This is a genomic window from Streptomyces sp. NPDC059679 (assembly GCF_042734105.1).
Lineage (GTDB): Bacteria > Actinomycetota > Actinomycetes > Streptomycetales > Streptomycetaceae > Streptomyces.
In genome coordinates this window covers 74,808-99,335 of record NZ_JBHWES010000045.1, presented here as the reverse complement: position 1 = coordinate 99,335, position 24,528 = coordinate 74,808, and the positions used below count along the sequence as shown (strand labels likewise).

Sequence of the window (24,528 nt, the reverse complement as noted above, 5' to 3'; positions counted from 1 at the left end):
CCGCCTCACGCGGAGGCGGCGGCCCGGCCGTATACAGGCCAACAGCGCAGCGCGTCAGCGGCGCGCCACGCCCTCCGCGCGGGCCGCCGCCGCGACGGCCGCGGTGACGGCCGGGGCGACCCGGTCGTCGAACGGCGAGGGGATGACCTTTTCGGCGCTCAGTTCGTCGGCCACCACGGCGGCCAGCGCCTCGGCGGCGGCGAGCTTCATGCCCTCGGTGATCCGGGAGGCCCGGACCTGGAGCGCGCCGGCGAAGATGCCCGGGAAGGCCAGCACGTTGTTGATCTGGTTCGGGTAGTCGCTGCGGCCGGTGGCGACCACGGCGGCGTACTTGTGGGCGATGTCCGGGTGGATCTCCGGAGTGGGGTTGGCCATCGCGAAGATGAAGCAGCCGGGTGCCATCTTCGCGACCGACTGCTCGGGGACCGTACCGCCGCTGACCCCGATGAAGACGTCGGCGCCGTCCAGCGCGGCCTCCATGGGGCCGGTCAGCCCGGCCTTGTTGGTGAAGCCGGCCAGCTCCCGCTTGACGTCGGTCAGGTCCTCGCGGTCGGCGGACACGATGCCCTTGCGGTCGCAGACCGCGACATCGCCGATCCCCGCCTCGACCAGGATCCTGGCGATGGCGACCCCGGCGGCGCCGGCGCCGGAGATCACGGCGCGCAGCTGGCCGAGGGAGCGGTCGGTCAGCTTGGCCGCGTTGCGCAGCGCGGCGAGGGTGACGACGGCGGTGCCGTGCTGGTCGTCGTGGAAGATCGGGATGTCGACGCGCTCCTGGAGCTTGCGCTCGATCTCGAAGCAGCGCGGGGCGGAGATGTCCTCCAGGTTCACGCCGCCGAAGGAGGGGGCGAACCGGGCGACGGTCTCCACGATCTCGTCCACCTCCCGGCAGTCGAGGGCGATCGGCACCGCGTCGACGCCGCCGAACTGCTTGAAGAGGATGGCCTTGCCCTCCATCACCGGCAGGGAGGCCTCCGGGCCGATGTCGCCGAGCCCGAGCACCGCGCTGCCGTCCGTGACGACGGCGACGACCTGGGACTTCCAGGTGTACTCATGCACCAGCTCGGGATTTTCGGCGATGGCGCTGCAGACCTTCGCGACGCCCGGCGTGTAGGCGAGGGACAGATCGTCCTTGTTCCGCACCGGCACCGTCGCCTCGATGGCCATCTTGCCGCCCCGGTGGAGCGCGAAAGCCGGATCGAAGGGCTCGCCGTCCGCGACACCCTCCGCGTCTCCGGCACTGCCGTTCGTGCTGTCGCTGCGAGGATTCGCGATCTCCGCTGCCACTATTTGACCCCTTTGTCGTATTTCTAGTGAGGGTAGCCGCCCCTGGTTGGGGAGCGGGCGGGCACCGCGTCCGGGTCCCACTGGGCAGATATCCGCCGCCTGGGGCCAGATACGAACGCCGGGCGCGCCGCACACGCGCCCTGAGCCCCGGGTGAGGGGTGTAACCGCCCGTTCTACCGGAAGGCTCTTCCGGGGACGAGCGATTTCCCGCCGCGGCCGGTGTGTGGCGTTCGATTACCTCGCGTTACCCGCAAAAGCGATTGAATCACTCTCGAACGTCCAACACTCGAGACGTTTCCCTAAGTGATGAAACGTGATGAACGTCTCGTTCCGTTCATTGGCCGCGATCCTGCGGCCCGACGTTTCCGCGTCTGTGCACCACGGGGGTCTCCCGTTATCCGATTTTGACATGGCTGGACGTCTGATCGAGCCAGTCCGGTGGCAAGATGCCCCAATCACACAGGGTCGCGACACCCACAAACGTGTTCCGGCTCATTCGGAGACCCTCTCACCCCGCAGGAGGAACGAGCATGACCGCCAGCATCACGCGCCGACGCAGCCGACGGACCGGCATGAAGTCCAAGGCGGCCGTCGCCGGCGCGATCGCGGTCACCGGCGCCCTGCTCCTGACGGGCTGCGGCGACCAGAGGGACAAGGCGACCACCACCTCCGCCGGCGACACCAACAAGGCCCCTCTCTTCAACACGCTTCCTGCGGAGATCCAGAACAGGGGTGTGATCAAGGTCGGCTCGGACATCGCCTATCCGCCGGTGGAGTTCAAGAAGGACGGCCAGGTCGTCGGCCTGGACCCGGACCTCGCCGCCGCGCTGGGCAAGGTCCTCGGCGTGAAGTTCGAGTTCAACAACAACAAGTTCGACGGCCTGCTGCTCGGTCTGCGCTCCAAGCGGTACGACATCATCATGTCGGCGATGACCGACAACAAGAGCCGCCAGGACGGCGTGGACCCCGACACCGGCAAGCCGGTCGGCAAGGGCGTGGACTTCGTCGACTACTTCACCGCCGGTGTGTCCATCTACACCAAGAAGGGCAACGACCAGGGGATCAAGACCTGGGACGACCTGTGCGGCAAGAAGATCGTCGTCCAGCGCGCCACCGTCTCGGAGGACCTGGCCAAGGCCCAGTCCAAGAGCTGCGAGAAGAAGGGCAAGGGGAAGATCTCGACCGAGGCCTACGACGACGACATCGAGGCCCAGACCCGGCTGCGCGCCGGCGGCGCCGACGCCGGCTCCAGTGACTTCCCGGTCGCCGCCTACGCCGTGAAGACCACGGGTGGCGGCAACGCTTTCCAGCTCGTCGGCGAGCAGGTGGAGGCGGCCCCGTACGGCATCGCCGTGCCCAAGGGGAACGACCAGCTGCGCGACGCCCTCAAGCAGGCGCTCGCCCTGATCATCGCGAACGGCGAATACGACAAGATCATCGCCAAGTGGGGCGTCGAGGCCGGAGCGGTCGACAAGGCCGTCGTCAACGGTGGCAAGTGACCGTCCTCCCCTCTCCCCCATTGAAAGGCTCTCTCCGTGACTGTTGAGATCGACAAGGCGGGCCCGAAGGACGCCCCGCCACCCGCACCGGAGAACATCAAGGCCATCCCGGTGCGGCATTACGGCCGCTGGGTCACCGCGGTCGTCGTCATCGCTTTCCTGGTGTCGATCGTGTACGCGTTTTCCCAAGGGGACGTGAACTGGGGGGCCATCCCGGATTACTTCTTCGACGACCGGATCCTCAAGGGCGTCGGCCTGACTCTCTGGATCACGATCGCCTCCATGGTGCTCGGCGTGGTCCTCGGCATCCTCCTGGCGGTGATGCGGCTGTCCAAGAACCCGGTGAACGCCGCCATCGCCTGGGCCTACATCTGGTTCTTCCGCGGCACCCCGGTCTATGTGCAGCTGCTGGTCTGGTTCAACCTCGGGCTGATCTTCCACTACATCAATCTCGGTCCGATCTACCAGGACGAGTGGTCCGACTTCATGACCCCGTTCCTGGCCGCCCTGCTCGGGCTCGGCCTGAACGAGGCCGCGTACATGGCGGAGATCTCCCGCGCGGGCCTCCTCGCGGTCGACGAGGGCCAGACCGAGGCGGCCCACGCGCTGGGCATGAGCCACGCCAAGACGCTGCGGCGGATCGTGCTGCCGCAGGCGATGCGGGTGATCGTGCCGCCGACCGGCAACGAGCTCATCAACATGCTCAAGACGACCTCGCTCCTCGTCGTGGTGCAGTACGGAGAGCTGCTGAGAGCCGCGCAGGACATCTCCAACAGCTCCGGCGCCGTCACGGAGATGCTCTTCCTCGCCGCCGCCTGGTATCTCATCCTCACCTCCGTCCTGAGCGTGGGCCAGTACTACCTGGAGCGGTACTACGCCCGCGGCTCGAGCCGGAGCCTGCCCCCGACCCCGCTGCAGCGGATCCGGGCGAATCTGTTCTCCTTCTCCAACCGCTCCGCAGGAGGTGTGGGCACGTCATGACCGCCATGGTGAAGGCCGAGGGCGTGCACAAGTCCTTCGGCGCCGTACAGGTCCTCAAGGGCATCGACCTGGAGGTCGCGCCCCGCGAGGTGTTCTGTCTGATCGGCCCGTCCGGCTCCGGGAAGTCCACCTTCCTGCGCTGTATCAATCACCTGGAGAAGATCAACTCCGGGCGGCTGTACGTGGACGGCGAGCTGGTCGGCTACCGGCAGAAGGGCGACAAGCTCTACGAGCTCAGGGACCGCGAGGTCGCCGAGAAGCGCCGGGACATCGGCATGGTCTTCCAGCGCTTCAACCTCTTCCCGCATATGACCGCGGTGGAGAACGTCATAGAGGCGCCGGTCCAGGTCAAGGGCGAGACGAAGGCGGTCGCGCGGGAGCGCGCGCTGAAGCTGCTGGACCGGGTGGGGCTCTCCGACAAGGCGGGCAGCTACCCCTCGCAGCTCTCCGGCGGCCAGCAGCAGCGCGTGGCCATCGCGCGGGCGCTGGCCATGGAGCCCAAGCTGATGCTCTTCGACGAGCCCACATCGGCGCTCGACCCCGAGCTGGTCGGCGATGTGCTGGATGTGATGCGCGGGCTGGCGGAGGACGGGATGACCATGATCGTGGTGACGCACGAGATGGGCTTCGCCCGCGAGGTCGGGGACTCCGTCGTGTTCATGGACGACGGGGTGGTCGTGGAGTCCGGGCATCCGCGCGAAGTGCTGACCAATCCGCGGCACGAGCGGACGAAGTCGTTCCTGTCGAAGGTCCTGTAGCGCTGTTCGCCGGTACGCAACGGGCGGTACGGGCCGAATCCGGCCCGTACCGCCCGTACCCGCTTGAGCTCCTTGAACTACTTCAGCGCGAGCACCATCGCGTCCGACGGGGAGCACCACACGGCCCGCGCCTCGCCGAACCCCACCTCGCGCAGCGTGTCCGCATGCCAGCCGACGGGCTGGAACGCCTCGGCCACACCGCTCGCGTGGTCGGGCCCGTCGGCCGGGTTACCGAAGATCTTGAACCGCTCGGCGACGGACGCGCCGAGCACCGGATCCCCCGCCGCCGCCTGCCACCACGCCGCCCAGTCCTGCACGCCCTCGGCCCTGGCCCGCTCCCGCCGGGCGTCCTCGAACGCGCGCACCCCGGCGTCGATCCGCGGCGTGCCCTCCCCCGGCATATGGTCGGCGTTCAGGAACACCCCGCCGTCCCGCACCACCCCGGCCAGCTGCCCGTACAGCACCCGCAGCGCATCGCTGTCCAGCCAGTGCAGCGCGGTGGCGGTGAGTACGGCGTCATACGAGCGGTGCGGCAGCTCGTCCGTCCACTTCGGGTCGCGCAGATCCGCCGTGATGAACCGGACCCGGTGGTCCGCCGCGAAGTGGCCGCGCGCGATGGTCAGCAGCGCCGGGTCCAGATCCACGCCCGTGCTGGTCGCGCGGGGGAATCTGCGCACCGCCCGGTCGGTGATGCTGCCCGTGCCGCAGGCCAGGTCCAGGATTCTGGGCTCCGGGCCGACCAGCGCCTCCACCGCGTCCAGCATCACCCGGAACCGCTCCTCGCGGTCGGGGAGGTACCACTCCTGCTGTCGATCCCAGCTCTGCTGCCATGCCCGCCAGTTCGGCGCGGCGACGGTGTCCACCATCGAACGCTCTCCCCGTCCCTCGGTCGTAATACCCTCGTACCTAGATCAGCCATTACCGACCCTAGCCCCGCCCTCGTAAGGACCACAAGTGGAACTGGCTTATTACTCGGATCTCGCCGTGCGCCTGGTCAACAGCGAGGAGCCCGCCCGCGGCACCGACACCCTCACCTCGGTCGAGGCCGTACGCGAGCTCTTCGGGGCGAGCCAGCAGGCGGCGCGGCGCGCCACCGACGCCGATGTCACCCGGCTGAGATCAGTACGCGCCCGGCTGCGCGCGGTATTCGAGGCGGCGGCGGGCGGGGACGAGGTGCTGGCCGTGGACCTGCTGAACGCGCTGCTGATCGAGTTCCCGGTCAGCCCGCAGATCTCCGGGCATGAGCACCGGGACGAGGACGGCCGCCCCGACTGGCATATGCACATCGCCGACTACGCGGCCAACGCGGGCGCCGGCTATGCCGCGACCGCCTCCATGGGGCTCGCCTTCCACCTCACCGAGCTGGGCGTCGACCGCCTCGGCATCTGCGAGGCCACGCCCTGTCGCAACGCCTATCTCGACACATCGACAAATCGATCCCGGCGCTACTGCTCGGACCGCTGCGCCACCCGCGCCAACGTCGCCGCCTACCGCGCCCGCAAGCGCCTCGACGCCGAGCGCTCCGACAGCGCCCCACGCCAGCCCGGCAACGACCGCCCGGAACGCAGCGCCCGCACCGGCCGCACCGCGGACAGCGCCCACGACAGCATCCCGGTCAGCGACCGCTGACCCGACCCCGCGGGACCCGACCCCGCGGCCGGCCGCGGCCGCAACCGCAGCCAGGCCCGGGCCACCACCAGATCGTCCGGCACCACGCCGAACTCCCGGCTGTCGTTCTCCACGTACGGGTTGTCCCCCATGACCCACCAGCCGCCGTCGCGCCGCTCCACCGCGCGCTTGACGATCAGCAGGTCCTGGCGGAACGGATGCCGCAGCACCACCACATCGCCCGCGCGGACGGCCGCGCCGTACCGGACGACCAGCCGGTCACCGGGGTTCAGCGTCGGCACCATCGACGGGTTGTACACCTCGGCGAGCCCGATCCGCAGCAGCCCACCGCGCTCGCGGTCCTGCTCCTGCCCGCGATCGTGCAGCTGCTCCCGCATCACGGCACCTCCGGTCACGTACACATTCAGCATCCCAGGCATCTCAGGCTGCCACTGGACTTTTGACCTAAGCCCCCCGGGGCACCCGAGAAAAGCCTTCCCCCACGGAGTAATCTCGCACCTGAGAAGACGATCACTTAGGAAGGACAGCAGTATGCTCTCCCGCCTGTTCGCCCCGAAGGTCAAGGTCAGCGCCCACTGCGACCTGCCCTGCGGCGTGTACGACCCGGCCCAGGCCCGTATCGAGGCCGAGTCCGTCAAGGCCGTCCAGGAGAAGTACCAGGCCAACGAGGACCCGCACTTCCGGGCTCGCGCCACTGTCATCAAGGAGCAGCGCGCGGAGCTCGCCAAGCACCACGTCTCGGTGCTGTGGAGCGACTACTTCAAGCCGCCGCACTTCGAGAAGTACCCGGAGCTGCACCAGCTGGTCAACGACGCCCTCAAGGCCCTCAGCGCCGCCAAGGCCTCCACGGACCCGGCGACGGGCCAGAAGGCTCTGGACTACATCGCCCAGATCGACAAGATCTTCTGGGAGACCAAGAAGGCCTGATCTTCGATCATGCCGCTTGACCTGCGATTCCTTTGGTCGCCTGGTCTACCTGTCCGCACCCGGTCCGCAGGCCGCCGAACACGGCGTCCATGACGGTCCGGGTGCGCGTCGGTGTCCTGCTCGGCACCGCTGATCCCGGTCGATGCCCTTGCCATGCCACGTGGTGAGGGCATCGGCATTTCTGGGCCCGGTTCGCGTCAGGCCGCATCGGTTTCGCTCGGAGCAGCGGCGGCAGCAGTCTGCACAGCGAGCAACCGCATGGCCCACACCCGGATCTCGGACAGGTGTTCAGCCTGGAGTCCGGCACGGGGACCAGGCTGGATCAGGAGGGTCGCCGCGCCACGGGTGGTGCGCTCTGCTGCCCATTCATGGTCGAGGCTGGTGAAGTCGTCGTCGATCCACACAGCGGGGGCGTCACCCAGCCAGGCGTCGACATGGTCGCGCTTCCACAGGTAGCCGTTGGGGTGGCTGGTGGTGATCTGAGGGCGCGGCAGGTCGACGTGCAGGAGGGGCGGGAGGTCGAGGAGGGGCCCGATCAGGGTGGTGGCGTCCTGCCGCCAACTGGTGCACCAGACAGGGGTGACCAGGCCCGCACTGATCACGTCTATGAGCATGGGGCCGTGGGCGGGGTTGAGCCAGATGGTGACCGGGTTGTCAACGCTCCGGCCGGTGGGGACGACGTCGTGGTGGGCGTGGGTGGCAGGGGTCGAGCCATCCGCGTCGGGGAAGGGTATGAGGACGCCGTCGATGTCGAGGAGCAGGTAGGGCGGACGCATCGGTTCCTCCAGGGGAAGCCGGGCGAATGGCTGTCAGAGCTTGCGAGCTCGGATCAGCAGCGTGGTGGGCCAGTGGCCTATGCGAACGTCGTGGAACTCCTGGGCCGAGGTAAGCCGGAAACCTGCCTGGCTGAGGTGCTTCTCCCACCGGTCGGTGGAGAACTCCCAGCGTGCGATGGGGAGCGAGGTTCGGTCGGGAAGAGTGACGTGGTCGCGGCGCGGACGGTCGTCGCCCGAGGGTCTGCGGCCGCCGCGCTGCGGGTGGGGGACGGAGAAGGCGAGCACCCGTCCGGGCTTGAGGCGCTGGGCGATGGTCGGCAGCAGGAGCTCAGGGGCGACAAGCCCTACGGCGCCGAAGACGGAGTAGATCGCGTCGAACTGCTCGTCGGAGGCTTGCAGGTAGTGCAGGGCGTGGCCGGCGACAAAGGTGAGGTTGTTCAGCCGTCCGTAGTGGGAGCGAGCGCGGTGGACCTGCAGGCCAACCAGGTCGACGCCGGTGACGTGAGCCCCGTGGCGGGTGGCGAGGTGGGCGGCGTTGTGACCGGGGCCGCAGCCGAGCTCCAGGAGCCGCTTGCCGCGCAGGTCGGGCCCGAGGACGTCGGCGCCGAGCCCTTGGCCGGGCCTTGTGGTCCACTCCATCCGCGCGGGTACGGACAGGGGTTCGGCGAGTCCGGCGGCGGTGCGCTGGAATGCGTGAGCATGCCACGGGGAAGCCTGGGCGAGCACGTCAGATCTCCAGGAGGTGGAGGACGTCGGCGAGATGGCGGCGGACGGCCTTGAGGTAGGCGGGATCGGTGGCCGGATCGTCGATCCAGCGGATGGACTGCTCCATGAACCACTCGACGGCCCACATCCGATGCCAGCCCAGGGCCCAGCTCTCGGCGGTCAGCCCGCCGCGCGGGGCGAGGGCGTCGGGGGTGCCGCCAGCGGTGACGTACTGCTCCAGGAAGACGCGCAGGCGCACGGGGTGCGGGGGCTCGATGGTTCCGTGCCAGCTGGCGAGGTCGAGCAGGCCGGGACCGGCGAAGGCGCGGGCGAAGTCGAGCAGCCGCCAGCCGCGCTCCCCGATGTGGAGGCTGGTGGGGTGGAACTCGGAGTGCACCCAGCCGAAGGGCGCCATCGTCGCTCCGACCGTGCGGGCCTCGGCGGCCTGGGCGGTCCTGTCGAGCGCGTCCTCAACGTCGTCGGCGTCCTGCCACCGGTCGGCCTTGCGCAGCCGTTCGAGATGCTCCAGCGCCCGGACCGGCAGCATGCGCAGCCGCTCCTGGTCGAGGACGGGCAAGGGGGGAGCCGTACGGGTGCCGTGCAGGACCACAGACGCGGCAACGCCGTCCAGGTCATCGGCCTCGCGGGCAGACGGCCCGAGGTCCTCCATGAGCATGCCGAGCCAGCCGTCCAGAACGGCGGAAGCGTGGACTTGGGGGACAGGAACGCCGCGGGTGTGGGCCAGCCGGAGGATCTGGTCCTCGCTGTCGAACGGCTTCTTGGCGTACTTGAAGATGGCGGTGGAGCCGTCGGGGAAAGTCACGCGCTCGACTCCGGACATGGACCACACGCGCACCCCCTCCCGTAGGGCGGTGGCCTGGCCGGCCACGGTGAGCAGGTTGTCGAGGAGTTCGGCGCTGGGGTTCGTGGACACGTGAGGGCTCCAGGGAGTGGAGTCCGGGGCGAGCGAGAGATGTCGGCCCGCCCCGGAGCCCGATCGGGTGGTGGGTTACGCGGCGGGGTTCACGCGGTGGGCGTAGACCTGCTCGATCCAGCTCGCCTTGAAGGCGGCGAGATCGTCACGAAAGTTGGCCATCGAGGCACCGTAGGGTGCGACCACGCCGCCGGACTGGTCCGGCACGGACTGGCAACCGTGCACGAGCCGGCCACCGAGTGCGGCGTGAGCCTTGATGGACTCGATCCGGCGGTGCTCGTTGAACCAGCCGCCGTGGTAAACCTCGTCGAGCATCCCGCCCATCTCGTCGTCCAGGTCGAAGACGACCGAGGTGGCGGCGGGGAAGAACCAGCACGGGCCGACGTTGGAGATGTGCCCGTCCAGCTCGACCTTGTTGAGCGCCATGAGCGTGGCCGCCTCGCGGAGCATCCGCAGGTGGTCGGCGGTAATCTGCGGGAGTCCGAGGCCAGCGAGGTGCTCGTCGCGGAACAGGTACGCGTACATCTCGTAGGCGGTGGTCAGCACGCGGGCGGCGTCCGAGGTGGACTCGCCGTGGTTCTTGATGAAGTCGAGCGCGAGTTGCTCGACCGCGCTCTCGGTCGTCTCGTCCACACCGAGGAGCTGGGACTTGACCAGCTCCCAGTCGGCGACGAGCCAGGTGTTGGACTCGAAGCGGAAGAAGTACTTGGCCGGGTCGATCGTGATGCGCCGGCCGTCGGCCTGGATGCCGGGCAGGCGGCTCCAGCGCGGGTCGAATGCCTCGGGCAGCTCGACCGTGATGGCCGTAGTGTCGATGGTGGTCACCGTGTCTCCGTCTCTGATCGGCCGGGGCCGGGCACAGGAATGCCCGAACCCGGTGTGGGCGTACGGAACTTCGGGGAGCCGCCCGGACCAAGGGGAGCCTGGGTCACGGTCGCGCCGTTCCGGGCGACTACTGACAAGTGAACCGATGGTCACGCTCAGTGGGTACCGTGGAAGGCAGTTGAAGCGGTATACGCGGTTTACAGCTCCGGAGTGGAGGCGATCGTGGCGGCGCCGAAAGACCCCAACTCCCGTCTGCGTGACGTCATCGACGCGGTCGACTGCACCTACGAGGCCCTCGCCAGAGACGTGCGGCGTACCGCCGCCGAGAACGGCGAGATTCTCCAGACCAACAAGTCGGCCATCTCGCATTGGGTGAACGGCACCCGCACCCCTTCGGGGCGGGTAGGCCAGTACCTGGCCGAGGTGCTGTCCCGCCGAGCGGGACGCACGATCACCCAGACCGAGATCGGCCTCCATGCCGGTGACGCCGAAGAGCCGGCGGAATCCGACCCCGTCCTCGCCGTCACCGACCTGGGCCGCGCCGACGTCGAGCGCCGCCGCTTCCTCGCCATCGCGGCCTTCACCACCGCCGGCGTCGCCATGCCGCTCGGCTACGACCACGAGGCCACCGCCCGCATGCTCCGCGCCCGCACCGGCATGTCCGTGGTCGGGGTGGAGGACCTGGACGTCGTACGGCAGATCACCGCAGCCTTCAGCGCGGCTGACGAACGCCTCGGGGGTGGCCACGGTCTGACCACGGTAACCGCCTACCTCGCTGACACCGCCGCCCCCATGCTGCGTGGACGCTTCCCCGACGAAGCCTTACGCCGGGCTGCCTTCGGCGCCGTCGCCGAACTCGCCTACCTGGCCGGTTGGAAACACCACGACCTCGGCCACGAAGGCGCAGCCCAGCGCTACTACCAGGTCGGCTTCCAACTCGCCTGCGAAGCGGACCCGCACGGCCACGCCGCCTGGATGATGCGCGCCCTCGCCCACCAGGCCCTCAGCCTCAAACAGCCCCACCACTGCGTCGACCTCGCCGAAGCCGCCCTCGCCCAAGGCACCGGCCACATCGACGGCCAGACCGAAGCCCTCCTCCACATCACCCACGCTCGGGCCTACGCGGCCATCGGAGAGAATCCCCTGGCCGCCCGCGCCCTCCTCGCCGCCGAAGACGCCCTGTTACGGGACGACGGCCCTCAGCCCAGCTACTCACGCGTAAGCGGCCCCGCCGCCGGCACCGTTGCCAGCCACACCGCTCGCACCTTGACCGACCTCGCCGACCACATCGGCACCGAGCAGCAACACCGCGATGCCCTGGTGCGCTGGGACCCCGAGAAGTACAAACGCGTCCACGCCCTCACCTACGCCGACCTTGGCGACAGCCTCGCCGCCCAGGCCCGAGCCGATGAGGCCGTCGCCGCCTGGTCCCAGGCCCTGACGCTGATGGAGGGGATGACTTCCGACCGCACCCGCAAGGCCATCACATCGCTGCGCTCCACCCTCGCGATCTACCAGCGCCGCAAAGTGCCCGGAGCCGCCGAACTCGCCCGTCGTGCACGCGAAGCGCTGGCCTAAGCTGCCACCATCCGGCCGACGAAGGGACACCTGCCGTGGCTCAGCGGACAACCGACGACCAGCCCAAAGCCCTGCCGCCCGCCCTCGGATCCATGACCCTGCTGGTCGCCGCCGTCATCGTCCACGACAAGGCCACCAACCGCGTCGTCCTCCTCCAGCGCAGCCAGAACGCCAAGTTCGCCCAGGGCATGTGGGACCTTCCCGTGGGCAAGAGCGAGCCAGGCGAACCCATCACCGAGACAGCCGTCCGTGAGCTGTTTGAGGAGACGGGCCTGACCGTGAAACCGGAGGCCCTGAAGGTCGCCCACATCATCCACGGCGCCTGGGGCGTAGAGGCCCCCAACGGTTTCCTCACCGTCGTCTTCGCCGCCCACGAATGGACCGGCGAGCCCGAGAACCGCGAGCCACGCAAGCATGCCCAGGTCTGCTGGGTCGACGCCGACGCGGTCCCCCAGGAATTCGTGGAGACCACCGCCAGCGCCCTTCACCGGTACCTCGTCGGCGACCCGGGGGTCTCCCTCAACGGCTGGTGAAGGAGACGTTGATGCGACTCGACCGGTTGGTGGCCCGTCTTTTGGCCTACGACTCGATCCTGGACCGCTTCCCCGGTGTCCCGCGGGGCGAGCCGCCGACCGTCAATCGGCCTGCTGGGCGGGCGGGGTCGGCGGGAAGGGATCTGTGCCAGGGCGGGGAGCAGCCACTTCTCCTCGTCGTCGAGGTGCCGGGTCAGCTCCTCGCTGATCCGGTCCAGCTCGGCCCGGAAGCGTACGGGGTCGGCGGTGGCGATATCGGCGAGCAGGGCGAGCAGCCGGTCCTTGAGGCGGGCGAGCGTGCGGTGCTGGTCGCGGAGGTGTTCGAGGGGTTCGCGCAGCTGGGGGTGGTGGGTCGCGAGGGCGGGGAAGACGTGGTCGTCCTCGCCGGTGTGGTGGTGCGTCAGCCCCTCGCAGAAGGCCAGGCAGTGCTGGCGGATCTGCAGGCCGAGACCGGGCGGCGGGGGTTCGCCCGGGCCCTGGTGGGCGGCGCGGGCGGCGAGGTGGGCGTCGGCCTCGTCGCGTATGTGGCGCAGCTGGCCGCGCAGCCAGGTGTGGATCTGCAGGAACTTGTCGGCGAGGGTCCTGACCTCGCGGGGCGCCTCCTCCGCTGCGTGGCCGGGGCGTTCCAGCGCCACGACCGGCAGTGTGCGGGCGGTACTGCTCTGGTAGTCGCCGTATCCGGGCGCGGCCCGCACCGCCCGCTCGAAGAGCTCATCGCGCCGCGTTCCCTCTGCGGGGACCGCGATCGCCTCGTACGCCTCGGTGCCGACCTCCACCCGCACCACGGGGTGGGCGAGGAGGTTGTGGTACCAGGCGGGATGGCGGGGCGCGCCGAGGTTGGACGCGACGACGAGGTGCAGGTCGCCGTCGCGGACGTAGCCGAGCGGAACGGTGTGGGGCTGCCCCGACTTCGCTCCGGTGGTGGTGAGCAGGAGGAGGTCGCCGCCTTCGAAGGGGCCACCGACCTTTCCTCCGTTTGCTCGGAACTCCTCGATGATCTGCTGGTTGAAGGACTTGGGCATGCGGTGTCGACTCTCCAGAAAGGCCAGAAAAGGCCGGAAAAGGGTGTGGAGGCGCGCGCAGCCCTCGTCCGGAGGCCCGGAGACGGACGTGGGTGTGGATGTGCTCAGCCGACGGAACAGAAGTGCGGGCTGAACAGAAATGACGGACGGGGCCCGGCGCGCGATGGCTCTCGGGTCAGATGCGAGGCGCGGAGTATGAACTCATGGCGTGGCCCCTTCATGATGGTGCTCGCCCAGCCGCCGACCGGCCCACTGCTCTTTGGTCGACGCCACGCGGCACCGCACCCCATTACAGCCAGGCGGTCACCCGCTGTCAACATGCGCCCGCGCCTCGGGTCGCCTCCGCGAGGCGCCGGGCGATGCGGTGCACATCGGCCCCGGTGGTGCGCCAGTTGCTGAAGGCCGCGCGCAGCGCGGGGACGCCCGCGTAGACGGTCGGGGTGAGGAAGACCTCGTCGGCCAGCGACTCGGTGAAGGCGGCGAGCCGTTCGGGGGTCGGGTCCTCGGCCAGGGTGAAGCAGACGACGTTCAGCCGGACGGGGGCGAGGAGCCGTAGCCCCGGGGTGGCGTCGACGGCCTCGCCCAGGGCGTGGGCGCAGTCCGTGCAGCGCTCGACGATGTCGCGGTGCCCGTCCCGGCCGTAGGCCCGCAGCGTGAACCAGGCGGCGAGGGCGCGCAGGCGACGGGAGTTCTCGGGGGTGAGGTGGACGAGGTCGGGGGTCGCGCCGAGCGGGCCGAGGTAGGCGGCCGCGTTCTGGAAGACCCGGGCCTGCAGATCGCGGCGGCGGGTGAACTGGACGGCGCTGTCGTACGGCACGTTCAGCCACTTGTGCAGGTCCACACAGACCGAGTCGGCCGCGTCCAGGCCGGCGACGAGGTGGGCGTGGCGTGGGGTGAGCGCGGCGAAGGCGCCGAAGGCGGCGTCCACGTGGAGCCAGAAGTCGTGGCGGTCCTTCAGGGCGGCGACGGCGCGCAGGTCGTCGAAGTCGACGGTGTTGACCGTGCCCGCGTTCGCGACGACCACGCACGGGCCGTCGGTCCGCTCCAGCGCCTCCTCCAGCGCGGCCGGGTCGACCGCCTCCCGTCCGGGCAGGGTCGCCAGCGGGACCAGCGCGCCACGGCCCATGCCGAGCATGGACAGGGCCTTGGCGACGCTGGAGTGCGGGCTGCCGGACAGCACGCGTACCGGCCCCAGGGCCGCCGCCCCGGCCTCGGCGACCGAGACGCCCCGGCGTTCCCCCAGCCACTCGCGGGCGATCGCCAGGCCGACCGTGTTGGACATCGTGGCGCCGCTGACGAACGCGCCCTCGTGGGCCGCGCCGAGGCCGAACAACTCACGCAGCCAGCCGACTGTCTGACGCTCCAGGTGCTGCCCGGTGCCGTCCAGCGACGAGTTGGAGTTCTGGTCCAGGGCCGCGGTCAGCCAGTCCCCGGCCAGTGCGGCCGGTGTGGTGCCGCCGGTGACGAACCCGAGGTAGCGCGGCCCGGCGCTCGCTCCGAAGGCCGGCTCCCAGCGTTCGGCGAACTCCGCCAGCGCGGCCCGCAGTCCGGCCCCCTCCGCCGGCAGCGGTACGGGCTCGGGCGGCCGTACGGAGGGGACGACCGGCCGCTCCTCCAGCCCGTCGAGCACACCTGTGGCGAGCAGCCGGGTGGCCTCCAGGGCGTCGGGCAGATCGGCCAGATCATGGGCGAGTCGAGGGTGCATTTCGGCTCCGTTCTCCGTCTCGACAGGGATGGGTCTCGGGCCGACCCTAGGCAGGAGGAGACCGGGAAGCCTGGTCCAATCATGGAAAACTGGACCAGTGGGCAATGTCCGTATGACCGATGTCCGTATCAGCGCCGAGCAGCTGGTCACCGTGGTGGGCGAGTGGCGCAGGCCCGGCACCCCGCTGGTGGCCGCGCTGGCCGAGGCCGTACGGGAGGCCGTGCTGGACGGCCGGCTGCGTACCGGCGGCAGGCTGCCCGCCGAACGCCGTTTGGCCGCCGGGCTCGGCGTCAGCCGCGGCACCCTGACCGCGGCGCTGACGACGCTGCGGGACGGCGGCTGGGTCCACACCCGGCACGGCAGCGCCAGCACCGTACGGCTGCCTCCCGCGGCCGCCGCGCGCATCGCGCCCCTCTCCGCGACCGGGGAGGCCGGCGCCATGGACCTGCGCCAGGCCGTGCCGGCCGCGCCCCGCGCGGCCTATCAGGCGGCCATGCTCCGGGCCGCCGAGCGGGCGGACCCCGTGCTGGCCCAGGACGGGGAGCCGGGGCCGGGGCTGCCCGAGCTGCGGTCGCTGATCGCCCGGCGTCACACGGACGAGGGGCTGCCCACCCGTCCCGAGCAGATCCTGGTCACCTCGGGCGCCCGCGCCGCCCTGGCGCTGCTCGTCGCGCGTCTGCGCCCGCGCGTCGCGGCCGTCGAGATCCCCACCTATTTCGGCGCCCTTCCCTTGCTGCGCGGGGCCGGAGCGCGCCTGACCGGCTGCCGGGTCACCGGCGACGGCTGGGACCTCGACCAGCTCGACGACGCCTTCCGCGCGGCGCGCCGCGGACTGGCCTACCTGGTGCCCGACTTCCAGAACCCGACCGGCGCGCTCATGACCCCCCGTACCCGGCGGGCCGTCGCCGAGTCGGCCGCACGCCACCGGGTCACGGTCGTGGCGGACGAGACGATGCGCGACCTCGACCTGCGCGAGGGCGCCGAGAGCGCGGCGGCGCCGCCCCGCATCCGGCGCGCCCTGCTGATCGGCTCGGCCGCCAAGACCGTATGGGGCGGTCTGCGCATCGGCTGGATCCGGGGGCCGGCCGGCCTGATCGGCGAGCTGTGCCGCGACCCGCTGTGCCCGCCGCTGGCCGCGCCGCCGATGCAGCAGCTCGTGGCCGCAGAGCTGCTGGGCGACCCGATGCCCGTACTGCTGCGGCGCCGGGCGGAGCTGCGGCGGCAGCGCGACCATCTGGCCGGGCTGCTGGCCGGGGACGACCGCTGGAGCTTCACCGTCCCGCCCGGAGGGCTCGCCCTGTGGCTGCGGCTGGCCGGCGCGCGGGCCGACGCGGTGGCGGAGCGGGCCCGTGCGCTGGGGGTGGAGGTGTCCCCCGGCCCTGGCTTCGCGGCCGACCGCACCCTCACCCACTATCTGCGGTTGCCCTACACCCCGCCGCCCTCCGCCCTCGACCGCGTCGCGGCCGTCCTGGACGCGGCGTACGGGCCCTGACGGAGGCGCGTGCGCCGCGTCCCGACGAGGGGGCCGCCCCGGTTGATGTGGGGACGGATCTGCACGACGCTGGATCTGCACGCCCTGGTGACCTCCCACCCCGGAGGCCGGGGCCAGGCGTGCTGAAGGTGGGACAGATCGACGATGACGGGCCACAAGACCTCCCTTCCCTTTGGCGACGGACCCGACGACGGACCCGGCCACAAGCTCGGCGACGGACCCGGCGACGGGCTCGGCGACCGGCGGGACAACCCGCTCGACGAGGCGGCCACGGCCAGGGCCACGATCAGCGCTGATGCCATCGTGACCAGCTGGAACGAGGGCGCCCGGCGGCTGCTCGGCCACCTTCCCTCGGAGGTGGTGGGGCGGCGGGCCGCCGCGCTGCTCGCCGAGGAGGTCTCCCCCGCCGACGTACGGGCCGTCGCGGCACTCCCCCGCTGGAGCGGAACGCTGACCCTGCGCGACCGCGACGGCCGCCCCGTACGGGTCCGGCTGCTGGTCCACCGCGGCGAGCCGACCGCCGACGGGCCGGGTGACTGGCTGCTGGTCTCCCCGCTCCCGGACCCCGAAGCCGGGGAGGCCGGAGAGGCCGCGGAGTCCGGAGAGGCCGGAGAGGCCGGGGCCGCCGAGGAGGAGGCGGCGGACGCGGCCCTGCTGGCGCTGGCGTCGCAGCAGGCGCCCTGCCCGGTGGCGGTCTACGACAGGATGCTGCGGCTGCGCAGGATCAACGATCAGATGGCCGAGGTCATCGGCCTGCCCGAGAACGAGATCCGCGGCCTGCGGCTCTCGGAGATCGGCGGAATGCTGGAGAGCGAAGAGCTCGAACGGCACATGGCCGAGGTGCTGCGCACCGGGGAGCGGCGCAATGTGGAGACGTTCCGCCGCGTCGGCGACGAGGCCCACGCGCACGCCTGGTCCGCCCGCCTCGCCCCGGTCAAGGCGCCGGACGGCGAGGTGCGTGGTATCTGTCTGGCCGCCCACGACATCACCGAGCAGTACCTCGCCCGGCAGCGGCTGCTGCTGCTCAGCGAGTCCAGCGTGCGCATCGGCACCACGCTCGACGTCACCCGGACCGCGCAGGAGCTGGCCGACGTGGGCGTCCCGGGCCTGGCCGACTTCGTCAGCGTCGATCTGCTGGCGCGGCTGGACAGGGACGAGGGGGTCGAGGGGATCGAGGCGTTCACCGAGCCGCCGCCCGGCCCGCTCGCCGGTCCGGTGGTGCTGCGCCGGGTCGCCCGTCAGTCCGTCATCCTCGACGCCCCGGAGGCCGTGATCAAGCTGGGGCAGGTGGGCACCTATCCGGAGTTCTCCCCACAGGCCACGTCCCTGGCGGTGGGCCGTCCCAGCATCCATCGCGCGACCGACCCCGTCTTCAGGCGCTGGGCGGCCGAGAGCCCCGCCCTCGCCGCCATGCTGCGCACCTACGGCCTCCACTCGATGATGTCGGTGCCCATCCGGGCCCGCGGGATCACCCTCGGAGTGGCCACCTTCTCCCGGCACACCCGGCCCGATCCGTTCACCCACGACGATGTGCTGCTCGCGGAGGAGATCACCACCCGGGCCGCCGTCTGCCTCGACAACGCGCGCCGCTTCACCCGGGAGCGCGACACCGCCCTGGCGCTGCAGCGCAGCCTGCTGCCCCAGACGCTGCCCAGGCCCACGGCGCTGGACGTCGCCTTCCGCTACCAGCCCGCCGGGCCGTACGCCGGGGTGGGCGGCGACTGGTTCGATGTGATCCCGCTGTCCGGGGCGCGGGTCGCGCTGGTCGTCGGCGATGTGGTCGGCCACGGCATCCAGGCCTCGGCCACGATGGGCCGGTTGCGTACGGCGGTCCGCACCCTGGCCGACGTCGACCTGCCGCCCGACGAACTGCTCACCCACCTCGACGACCTCGTGATCCACCTGGCCGCGGAGGGCGCGGTGTCCACGCCCACCGTGGGCGTCGCGCCCGCCGAGGACGTCGCGCCCACCGGGGTGATGACACCCGCCGAGGACGTCGGGGCCAGCGGGGTCATGACACCCGCCGGGGATGTCGGGGCCACCTGCCTGTACGCGGTGTACGACCCGGTCGCCCGCCGCTGCGCGCTCGCCCGCGCCGGCCATCCGCCGCCGGTCCTGGTGGCCCCCGACGGCACGGTGAGCCCCGTCCAGGTGCCGGCCGGGCCGCCGCTGGGCGTCGGCGGGCTGCCCTTCGAGGCGGTCGAGTTCGAGATGCCCGAGGGCGCGGTGCTCGCCCTCTACACCGACGGCCTGATCGGCGGCCGGGGCCGCGACCTCGACGAAGGGCTCACCGCCCTCACCGGCGCGCTGGCCCGCCTCTCCGCCTCCCTGGAGGCCGGATGCGACAGCGTGCTGCGCACACTGCTCCCCGAGCAGGGCGCCCCCGACGACGTCGCCCTCCTCCTGGCCCGCACCCGCGGCCTGGACGCGTCGCGCGTGGCGACCTGGGACGTACCCGACGACCCGGCGTTCGTGGCCCGGGCCCGCCGGGACGTGACGGACCAGCTGATGACCTGGGGTCTCGAGGAGGCCGTCTTCACCACCGAACTGGTCGTCAGCGAGCTGGTCACCAACGCCATGCGGCACGCCACCGCGCCCATCCAGCTGCGCCTCATCTACGACCACACCCTGATCTGCGAGGTCTCCGACGGCAGCAACACCGCCCCGCATCTGCGCCGCGCCCGCGTCTTCGACGAGGGCGGGCGCGGACTGCTGCTGGTCGCCCAGCTCAGCCTGCGCTGGGGCAGCCGGCACTCGGCCACCGGGAAGACGATCTGGGCGGAACAGGCGCTGCCGTCGCCCGAGTCATGACGTCTGCTGGACGAGCACCGTCGTGGCACGCTCCAGGAGGTCGCACAGCGTGGCGTGCTCGTCCGGGGTGAAGGCGTCGGTGAGGGCGCGTTCGAGCACGATCACCTCCCCATAGGCACGCTCGAGCACTTCATCGCCCTGATCGGTCAAGGAGGCGAGCAGCACCTTGGCGTGCACGGATGACGGCCGGCGGGCGATGAGCTGCTTTCTTTGCAGACCGGTCAGGACGGAGGCCATGGTCTGCTGGGTGACCCCGGCGGCGCGGGCGAGTTGCGCGCCGGACATGTCCTCCTGGCGCGACAGCGCGAGCAGGACCGTGTACTGCGTCATGGTGAGGCCGTAGCCGCGCAGGACCGCCTCGTGATGGGCCATCAGGGCCTGTTCGGTGCGGCGGATGCGCGTGCACAGGTACTCCTCGGCCGGGATCTCGGTCACGTCGCCCTCCATCTTTCACAGAACCCTTGGTTGACTCAGGTAGCTGATACTCATTAGCGTCTTCCGTATCAGGATACTGATTCACCTCAGGGAGCAGTGACCATGAAGGCTGTCGTCCTGGACACCGACGACCGATTCCACCTCACCGATATCGACCAGCCCGCCCCTGGCCCCGGCGAGGTCGCGATCCGCGTTCAGTACGCGGGAATCCAGTGGGGCGATGTCCTCCTGCGCGGCGGCCACTTTCCCGTGCCGCGACCGTTCGTCCCCGGCTTCGAGGCGGCCGGGCACATCGTCGCCGTCGGCGAGGGCGTCGACGAAGACCGCCTCGGGCAGCAGGTGACGGCGCTGACCAGCGGCGGGGCCTACGCCGAGGTGGTGGTGGCGCCCGCCGCGCTCACCTTCGACACCTTCGGCACGGACCTGCGGACCGCCGCCGGGTGCGGCTGGGCCGCCCCCACCGCCTACGACCTGATCCACACCGTTGGCCGGGTGCGCCCCGGCGAGAGCGTCCTCATCCATGCGGCGGCCGGCGGCGTCGGCAGCCTTGCCGCCCAGGTCGCCGGAACCGCCGGCGCCGGCCGTATCGTCGGCGTCGTCAAAGACGCCCAACGCGCCGCCTACGCCGCCCGATTCGGCTACGACCAACTGATCACGCGCGAGGAGTTCACCCAGGAGTTCGCCGACGTCACCGACGCCCCCGACCAGGAGCTGTTCGACGTGATCCTGGATCCCGTCGGCGGGCCGGTACGCGAGACCAACCTGCGGCGCCTCGCACCGCACGGCCGGCTGGCGATCTACGGCAACCTCGCCACGTTCGAGCCCGTCGCGCTCAGCGCCAACGATCTGCTGATGAGCGGCAAGTCCGCGCTGACGTACAACGGCAACCTGCTCAGCCAGACCCACCCCGACCGCCTGGCCGAAAGCGCCCGGGAGGCGCTTCAGCTGGTGGCCGCCGGGCGAATCCGTCCGGAGGTCACCGCCGAGTACGAGATGGCCGACCTCGCCGAGGCCGTACAGCGCCTGGCCGATGGAGCCACCCACGGCAAGAGCGTCCTCCGCATCGCAGCGTAAGCGCCTGACACGGACAACGAATTCCGCGCCTCACGCCGATGCCTCACGAGCCGAGGGCGGGACGGGGAGTATGCCGTCGCGGGTACGCAGCAGGGGATTGTCGTTGCGCAGCAGCCACTGCCGGTATGCCGCGCTCGCCCAGGCCGCCTCCAGGTAGGAGTCCCTGAGGCCGTGGAAGAGCGCGTCCGCGGTGGGCGGGTCGATGGCGCGGGAGGCGAGGGACAGGCGGAGGGTGAGGGGGTCGTCGCGGAGGGGGCGGATGGTGAGGCCGGGGCGGGGGGTGGCGGTCGGGCGGCACGGGGTGATGAGTTCGCCGGAGGCGACCAGGTCGGCGGCGGTGGGGTAGTCGCCGTAGACGACGCGGGGTCTTCGGCCCGCCGCGGCGAAGGCGCGGCGGAGGGTGGCTTCCTGGCCGTCCAGGGCGGGGTCGACCATCCACTGGTCGGCGGCGAGGTCGGTGAGGGTGACGAGGGGGCAGGCGGCGGCCGGGTGGGTGGTGGGGAGGGCGACGAACTGCGGCTCCTGGGCGACGAGGACGCGTCGCCGTACGCCGTCGGGGGCCCGCAGCGGGGCGTCCTCGGCCTCGTGGACGAAGGCGACGTCCAGTTGGTTCTCGGCGACCATCCGCAGCAAAGAGTCGGCCCAGACGTCGATATGGATCGTGGTGTCCGCCTCGGGAAAGCGGGTGCGGAGTCGGCGCAGCCATCCCGCCACGGCCTGGCTGCCCGTGCTGCCGACGCGCAGCCGGGCGCCGGTGGCCCGGCCGGCCTCCTGTTTGGCCTCGGCGACCAGGGCGTTCATCTCGGCCACGATGGGCCGGGCCCGGCACAGCACGGAGCGTCCGAGCGGGGTCGGCCGACTGCCGGTGAGTTCACGCGAGAACAGCGAACCGCCGATGGCGTTCTCGATGCGCCTGAGCTGAGTCGTCAACGAGGGCTGGCTCATGCCCAGCTGCCGTGCGGCCTTCCGTAAGCTGCCGGTGTCGGCGATGGCGCACAGTGCGCGAAGGTGCCTGACCTCGAGCTCCACGGCGCGAGCATAACGGGGCGTCAGGACGTCACACCAGACACTCAACCCACACGAACACCACATCCCGGGCAGCCAATTGACGATCGATCGCGTCACGGAGACGACCGGAAATATGGCGGCGCGCCGGGGTTATGTGATGGTGCTATCGCCTGTTGATATCTCCGCGTAGCGCCGGATCTCACCAAGACTTCGGGGCACCAAGCGTTCATCCCACGGCCTCGGCCCGCCTCCCACACCACGGCGGCCGGCCGCGGCCTGACGGACGATGAGGAGCCCCCCACATGAGATTCTCCACGTCTGCGCTCGTGGCCACCCTGGGCCTCGGCCTGGCCTCGACCCTGTCCGCCGTACCCGCCTCCGCCGCCACACCCGACAGCGGCGCCGTCAGCCACACCGCCAAGTCCGCGTACGTCGCGAGCGGCGAGAGCCGCGGCGACACCGACGCCTTCCTCAAGGCCGTGATCAAGTCGGTGCTGGCCAAGCGGGGCGTGGTGCCCGGCACGCAGGCCGTCACCGTCACCTACAGCACGAGCAGGGCCCCGAGCTTCAAGTCCGTGATAGCGCGCTCCACCCAGATCTGGAACTCCTCGGTCAGCAATGTGAAGCTCCAGGAGGGCAGCAACGCCGACTTCGAGTACCGCGAGGGCAACGACCCCGCCGGCTCGTACGCGAGCACGGACGGCCATGGCAGCGGCTACATCTTCCTGGACTACGCGCAGAACCAGCAGTACGACTCCACCCGCGTCACCGCGCACGAGACCGGGCATGTGCTCGGGCTGCCGGACCACTACTCCGGTCCGTGCAGCGAGCTGATGTCGGGCGGCGGGCCGGGCACATCCTGCAAGAACTCACAGCCCAACGCGGCCGAGATCAGCAGGGTGAACCAGCTGTGGGCGAACGGCCTGGCCGGCCTCACCAAGACGCTCGAGGTGAGCGCCCGATAGGGCCACCATCACCAGCACCTCGCACCGCCTCGCACCGCACCCGGCACCCGCTTCACGCCGGGTGCGGTCCGGTGTCCGCCGGGAGTACGGTAAAGGCACCGAGAGCATTTCGCACATACCGGCCGGATTCCCCTGGGGCTGGGGCCCGGCCGCGGGGAGTGAGCACCATGGAGACCGTCGTCACCGTGGCCGTGATCGCCGCGCTGATAGCCGTGGGCGTGGTGGTGATCCACCGGCTCAACGCCCAGCACGGCAGTCGGGTCTCCGCTCTCCGCTACGGCGACACCCCGCCCGGACAACGCCCCCTGCGGCACCATCGCGTCCTCAGCCGCTGGCGGCAGGGCCACCGCGCCGGCTCCGGCCGGAAGCGGCGAGCCTGAGCGATCTGGACCCGGGAGCCTCAGCCCGAGCCCCGCCCTGTCCCGCCCCGGTCAGTCCTCCCGTAACGCGTCCGCCAGCGTCGGCACCGGGCACACCACGTCCAGCAGCCCGCCCACCCGGAGCGTGCGCAGGATCAGCGGGCTGTCGCAGACCACCCGCAGCCGACCGCCGCGGTCCCGCACCCGGCGGTAGGCGCGGCACAGCAGCTCCACCCCCGAGCAGTCGAAGAAGCACGTCGGGGTCAGGTCGATGACGACGGCGGGCGCGGGCGGGGAGGTGGCCCGGTCCAGCTCCAGGCCGACGGATTCCCGGCCGACGATGTCGATCTCGCCGTGGAGCTCCACGACCGTGTATCCGCCGACGCCGTACGCGCAGGCGCGGGGCGCCGCGCTCCGGTCCGCGCGGAACCGCTCGGGGGTGATCGCGGCAGGCGGATGCGCCTCCTGGCGGGGAGCGCCTTGCTGCGTCATCGCGAAATCACCTCGGAACGGCACACTGCCCCCTTTCACCATCGATAGGCTCCCGGAAGCGGGCACAGTCTGCATCGGGGCGGATACCACCGGGTCCTGGGTGACGTGCCGCGAGCGTAGAGGGGTGACCGCCGGTTACGGAGGCAGGCACCCCATATTTCCCAGAGTAAATGCGCTCGTACGAGTGAATTTCTGTTCTTACTATTGACACTTGGTCGGACGATGCCTGGCGATGGTTCAGGCGATGGCGCCGTTGCTCCCTCCGGCGCTCACCTCCCCCGACCGCGCGACCGCCAGGGCCAGGTCATCCACGACCTCGAAGGCGTCCTCGAGCCGGACCATCCGCAGCAGCCGGGTGAACCGCGGGTCGACGATCACCAGCCGCAGCCGTCCGCCGCGCTCCAGCGCGCGATTGCGCAGGCGGCACAGCAAGGACACCCCGGCACAGTCCAGGAAGGTCACCATCCGCAGGTCCAGGACCAGGTTCGGACGGGCCTCGCGGGCGAGGGAATCGAGCCGGGCGGACATCCTCGCCGCGGCGAAGATGTCCAGCTCACCGGAGAGCTCAGCCACCGTGACGCCGCCGAGCACACGCACACGCACACCGAATGCGGGCCGATCGTCAAACATGAAAGCCCCCTTGGGGTGATGGAGGCGACGACCCCGTCAGTACATGACATACCCATCTATCCGCCCACCAGTCAACGAACGGGCGGGCAAGTGTCGTTGGCGT

General features: G+C 70.9%; 24 protein-coding genes and 1 pseudogene. 12 read left to right on the top strand and 13 right to left on the bottom strand.

From position 1 onward, the window contains the following. Positions 1-54: 54 nt before the first annotated feature. Complete coding sequence (locus ACFV2X_RS36005; RefSeq protein WP_385624881.1) at positions 55-1,287, bottom strand: NADP-dependent malic enzyme; 1,233 nt, start codon at positions 1,285-1,287, stop codon at positions 55-57. Between the two features lie 530 nt (positions 1,288-1,817). Here ACFV2X_RS36005 and ACFV2X_RS36000 point away from each other — a divergent pair. From ACFV2X_RS36000 to ACFV2X_RS35990, 3 genes are read left to right on the top strand one after another with little or no spacing between them, the layout of a single operon-like run. Further along, positions 1,818-2,786, top strand: coding sequence for an ABC transporter substrate-binding protein (locus ACFV2X_RS36000; RefSeq protein ID WP_385624879.1), 969 nt, complete (start codon positions 1,818-1,820; stop codon positions 2,784-2,786). A gap of 36 nt (positions 2,787-2,822) precedes the next feature. After that, complete coding sequence (locus ACFV2X_RS35995) at positions 2,823-3,767, top strand: amino acid ABC transporter permease (RefSeq protein WP_385624876.1); 945 nt, start codon at positions 2,823-2,825, stop codon at positions 3,765-3,767. Positions 3,768-3,772: 5 nt separating this feature from the next. Next, positions 3,773-4,525, top strand: a complete 753-nt coding sequence (locus tag ACFV2X_RS35990) for an amino acid ABC transporter ATP-binding protein (protein WP_385624902.1) — start codon at positions 3,773-3,775, stop codon at positions 4,523-4,525. Positions 4,526-4,602: 77 nt separating this feature from the next. Here ACFV2X_RS35990 and ACFV2X_RS35985 read toward each other — a convergent pair whose 3' ends face one another. Beyond that, entirely contained in the window at positions 4,603-5,391 is a 789-nt protein-coding gene (locus tag ACFV2X_RS35985) for a class I SAM-dependent methyltransferase (RefSeq protein ID WP_385624873.1), read from the bottom strand. Positions 5,392-5,479: 88 nt separating this feature from the next. On the opposite strand from ACFV2X_RS35985, the gene ACFV2X_RS35980 reads away from it, so the two are divergent. Continuing rightward, positions 5,480-6,154 carry a CGNR zinc finger domain-containing protein gene (locus ACFV2X_RS35980; RefSeq protein WP_385624871.1) on the top strand — a complete coding sequence of 225 codons (675 nt, stop codon included), beginning with the start codon at positions 5,480-5,482 and terminating at the stop codon, positions 6,152-6,154. 68 nt (positions 6,155-6,222) lie between these two features. Here ACFV2X_RS35980 and sodX read toward each other — a convergent pair. Next, positions 6,223-6,531, bottom strand: a pseudogene (sodX, locus tag ACFV2X_RS35975) (nickel-type superoxide dismutase maturation protease); the annotation flags it as partial. Positions 6,532-6,685: 154 nt separating this feature from the next. On the opposite strand from sodX, the gene sodN reads away from it, so the two are divergent. After that, on the top strand, positions 6,686-7,081 hold the full coding sequence (gene sodN, locus ACFV2X_RS35970; protein ID WP_089511141.1) for a superoxide dismutase, Ni: 396 nt from the start codon (positions 6,686-6,688) through the stop codon (positions 7,079-7,081). A gap of 197 nt (positions 7,082-7,278) precedes the next feature. On the opposite strand, the gene ACFV2X_RS35965 is transcribed toward sodN, so the two are convergent. From ACFV2X_RS35965 to ACFV2X_RS35950, 4 genes are all read right to left on the bottom strand, one after another. Further along, entirely contained in the window at positions 7,279-7,857 is a 579-nt protein-coding gene (locus ACFV2X_RS35965; protein ID WP_385624869.1) for an HAD domain-containing protein, read from the bottom strand. A 33-nt stretch (positions 7,858-7,890) separates the two neighbouring features. Next, positions 7,891-8,583: a class I SAM-dependent methyltransferase gene (locus tag ACFV2X_RS35960; RefSeq protein WP_385624866.1), complete on the bottom strand. Its 693-nt coding sequence runs from the start codon at positions 8,581-8,583 to the stop codon at positions 7,891-7,893. Between the two features lies 1 nt (position 8,584). Then, positions 8,585-9,496 carry an aminoglycoside phosphotransferase family protein gene (locus ACFV2X_RS35955; protein WP_385624863.1) on the bottom strand — a complete coding sequence of 304 codons (912 nt, stop codon included), beginning with the start codon at positions 9,494-9,496 and terminating at the stop codon, positions 8,585-8,587. Positions 9,497-9,571: 75 nt separating this feature from the next. Continuing rightward, complete coding sequence (locus ACFV2X_RS35950; RefSeq protein WP_385624861.1) at positions 9,572-10,321, bottom strand: hypothetical protein; 750 nt, start codon at positions 10,319-10,321, stop codon at positions 9,572-9,574. Between the two features lie 222 nt (positions 10,322-10,543). On the opposite strand from ACFV2X_RS35950, the gene ACFV2X_RS35945 reads away from it, so the two are divergent. Together ACFV2X_RS35945 and ACFV2X_RS35940 are read left to right on the top strand one after the other, a co-directional pair. Beyond that, positions 10,544-11,899, top strand: coding sequence for a tetratricopeptide repeat protein (locus tag ACFV2X_RS35945; protein WP_385624858.1), 1,356 nt, complete (start codon positions 10,544-10,546; stop codon positions 11,897-11,899). 35 nt (positions 11,900-11,934) lie between these two features. Next, entirely contained in the window at positions 11,935-12,432 is a 498-nt protein-coding gene (locus ACFV2X_RS35940; protein ID WP_385624855.1) for an NUDIX domain-containing protein, read from the top strand. On the opposite strand, the gene ACFV2X_RS35935 is transcribed toward ACFV2X_RS35940, so the two are convergent. Together ACFV2X_RS35935 and ACFV2X_RS35930 are read right to left on the bottom strand one after the other, a co-directional pair. Next, the gene (locus ACFV2X_RS35935) at positions 12,384-13,454 is read right to left on the bottom strand and encodes a nitroreductase/quinone reductase family protein (RefSeq protein ID WP_385624852.1); all 1,071 of its coding nucleotides are present in this window, start codon (positions 13,452-13,454) and stop codon (positions 12,384-12,386) included. The two genes, ACFV2X_RS35940 and ACFV2X_RS35935, sit on opposite strands and share 49 nt — an antisense overlap. 313 nt (positions 13,455-13,767) lie before the next feature. Further along, positions 13,768-15,159 (bottom strand): pyridoxal phosphate-dependent decarboxylase family protein, encoded by a 1,392-nt coding sequence (locus tag ACFV2X_RS35930; RefSeq protein WP_385624849.1) that lies wholly within the window; start codon positions 15,157-15,159, stop codon positions 13,768-13,770. 112 nt (positions 15,160-15,271) lie between these two features. Here ACFV2X_RS35930 and ACFV2X_RS35925 point away from each other — a divergent pair, with 112 nt between their 5' ends. Together ACFV2X_RS35925 and ACFV2X_RS35920 are read left to right on the top strand one after the other, a co-directional pair. Further along, the gene (locus ACFV2X_RS35925; RefSeq protein WP_385624846.1) at positions 15,272-16,651 is read left to right on the top strand and encodes a PLP-dependent aminotransferase family protein; all 1,380 of its coding nucleotides are present in this window, start codon (positions 15,272-15,274) and stop codon (positions 16,649-16,651) included. A gap of 144 nt (positions 16,652-16,795) precedes the next feature. Further along, positions 16,796-19,462, top strand: a complete 2,667-nt coding sequence (locus tag ACFV2X_RS35920; RefSeq protein ID WP_385624843.1) for a SpoIIE family protein phosphatase — start codon at positions 16,796-16,798, stop codon at positions 19,460-19,462. Here the strand turns inward: ACFV2X_RS35920 and ACFV2X_RS35915 are convergent. After that, on the bottom strand, positions 19,457-19,897 hold the full coding sequence (locus ACFV2X_RS35915; protein WP_385624840.1) for a MarR family winged helix-turn-helix transcriptional regulator: 441 nt from the start codon (positions 19,895-19,897) through the stop codon (positions 19,457-19,459). The genes ACFV2X_RS35920 and ACFV2X_RS35915 overlap by 6 nt on opposite strands. A 102-nt stretch (positions 19,898-19,999) precedes the next feature. On the opposite strand from ACFV2X_RS35915, the gene ACFV2X_RS35910 reads away from it, so the two are divergent. Continuing rightward, positions 20,000-20,971: a zinc-binding alcohol dehydrogenase family protein gene (locus tag ACFV2X_RS35910; RefSeq protein ID WP_385624838.1), complete on the top strand. Its 972-nt coding sequence runs from the start codon at positions 20,000-20,002 to the stop codon at positions 20,969-20,971. A 30-nt stretch (positions 20,972-21,001) separates the two neighbouring features. Here ACFV2X_RS35910 and ACFV2X_RS35905 read toward each other — a convergent pair whose 3' ends face one another. Continuing rightward, positions 21,002-22,000 carry a LysR family transcriptional regulator gene (locus ACFV2X_RS35905; RefSeq protein WP_385624835.1) on the bottom strand — a complete coding sequence of 333 codons (999 nt, stop codon included), beginning with the start codon at positions 21,998-22,000 and terminating at the stop codon, positions 21,002-21,004. Positions 22,001-22,281: 281 nt separating this feature from the next. Here ACFV2X_RS35905 and snpA point away from each other — a divergent pair, with 281 nt between their 5' ends. Together snpA and ACFV2X_RS35895 are read left to right on the top strand one after the other, a co-directional pair. After that, on the top strand, positions 22,282-22,944 hold the full coding sequence (snpA, locus tag ACFV2X_RS35900; RefSeq protein ID WP_385624833.1) for a snapalysin: 663 nt from the start codon (positions 22,282-22,284) through the stop codon (positions 22,942-22,944). 167 nt (positions 22,945-23,111) lie between these two features. Further along, positions 23,112-23,324: a hypothetical protein gene (locus ACFV2X_RS35895; protein WP_385624830.1), complete on the top strand. Its 213-nt coding sequence runs from the start codon at positions 23,112-23,114 to the stop codon at positions 23,322-23,324. Positions 23,325-23,375: 51 nt separating this feature from the next. Here ACFV2X_RS35895 and ACFV2X_RS35890 read toward each other — a convergent pair whose 3' ends face one another. Together ACFV2X_RS35890 and ACFV2X_RS35885 are read right to left on the bottom strand one after the other, a co-directional pair. Beyond that, positions 23,376-23,795, bottom strand: a complete 420-nt coding sequence (locus tag ACFV2X_RS35890) for an anti-sigma factor antagonist (protein ID WP_385624828.1) — start codon at positions 23,793-23,795, stop codon at positions 23,376-23,378. Positions 23,796-24,032: 237 nt separating this feature from the next. After that, a complete protein-coding gene (locus ACFV2X_RS35885) occupies positions 24,033-24,425 on the bottom strand; it encodes an STAS domain-containing protein (protein WP_385624826.1) in 393 nt (130 codons plus the stop codon). Positions 24,426-24,528 lie beyond the last annotated feature (103 nt).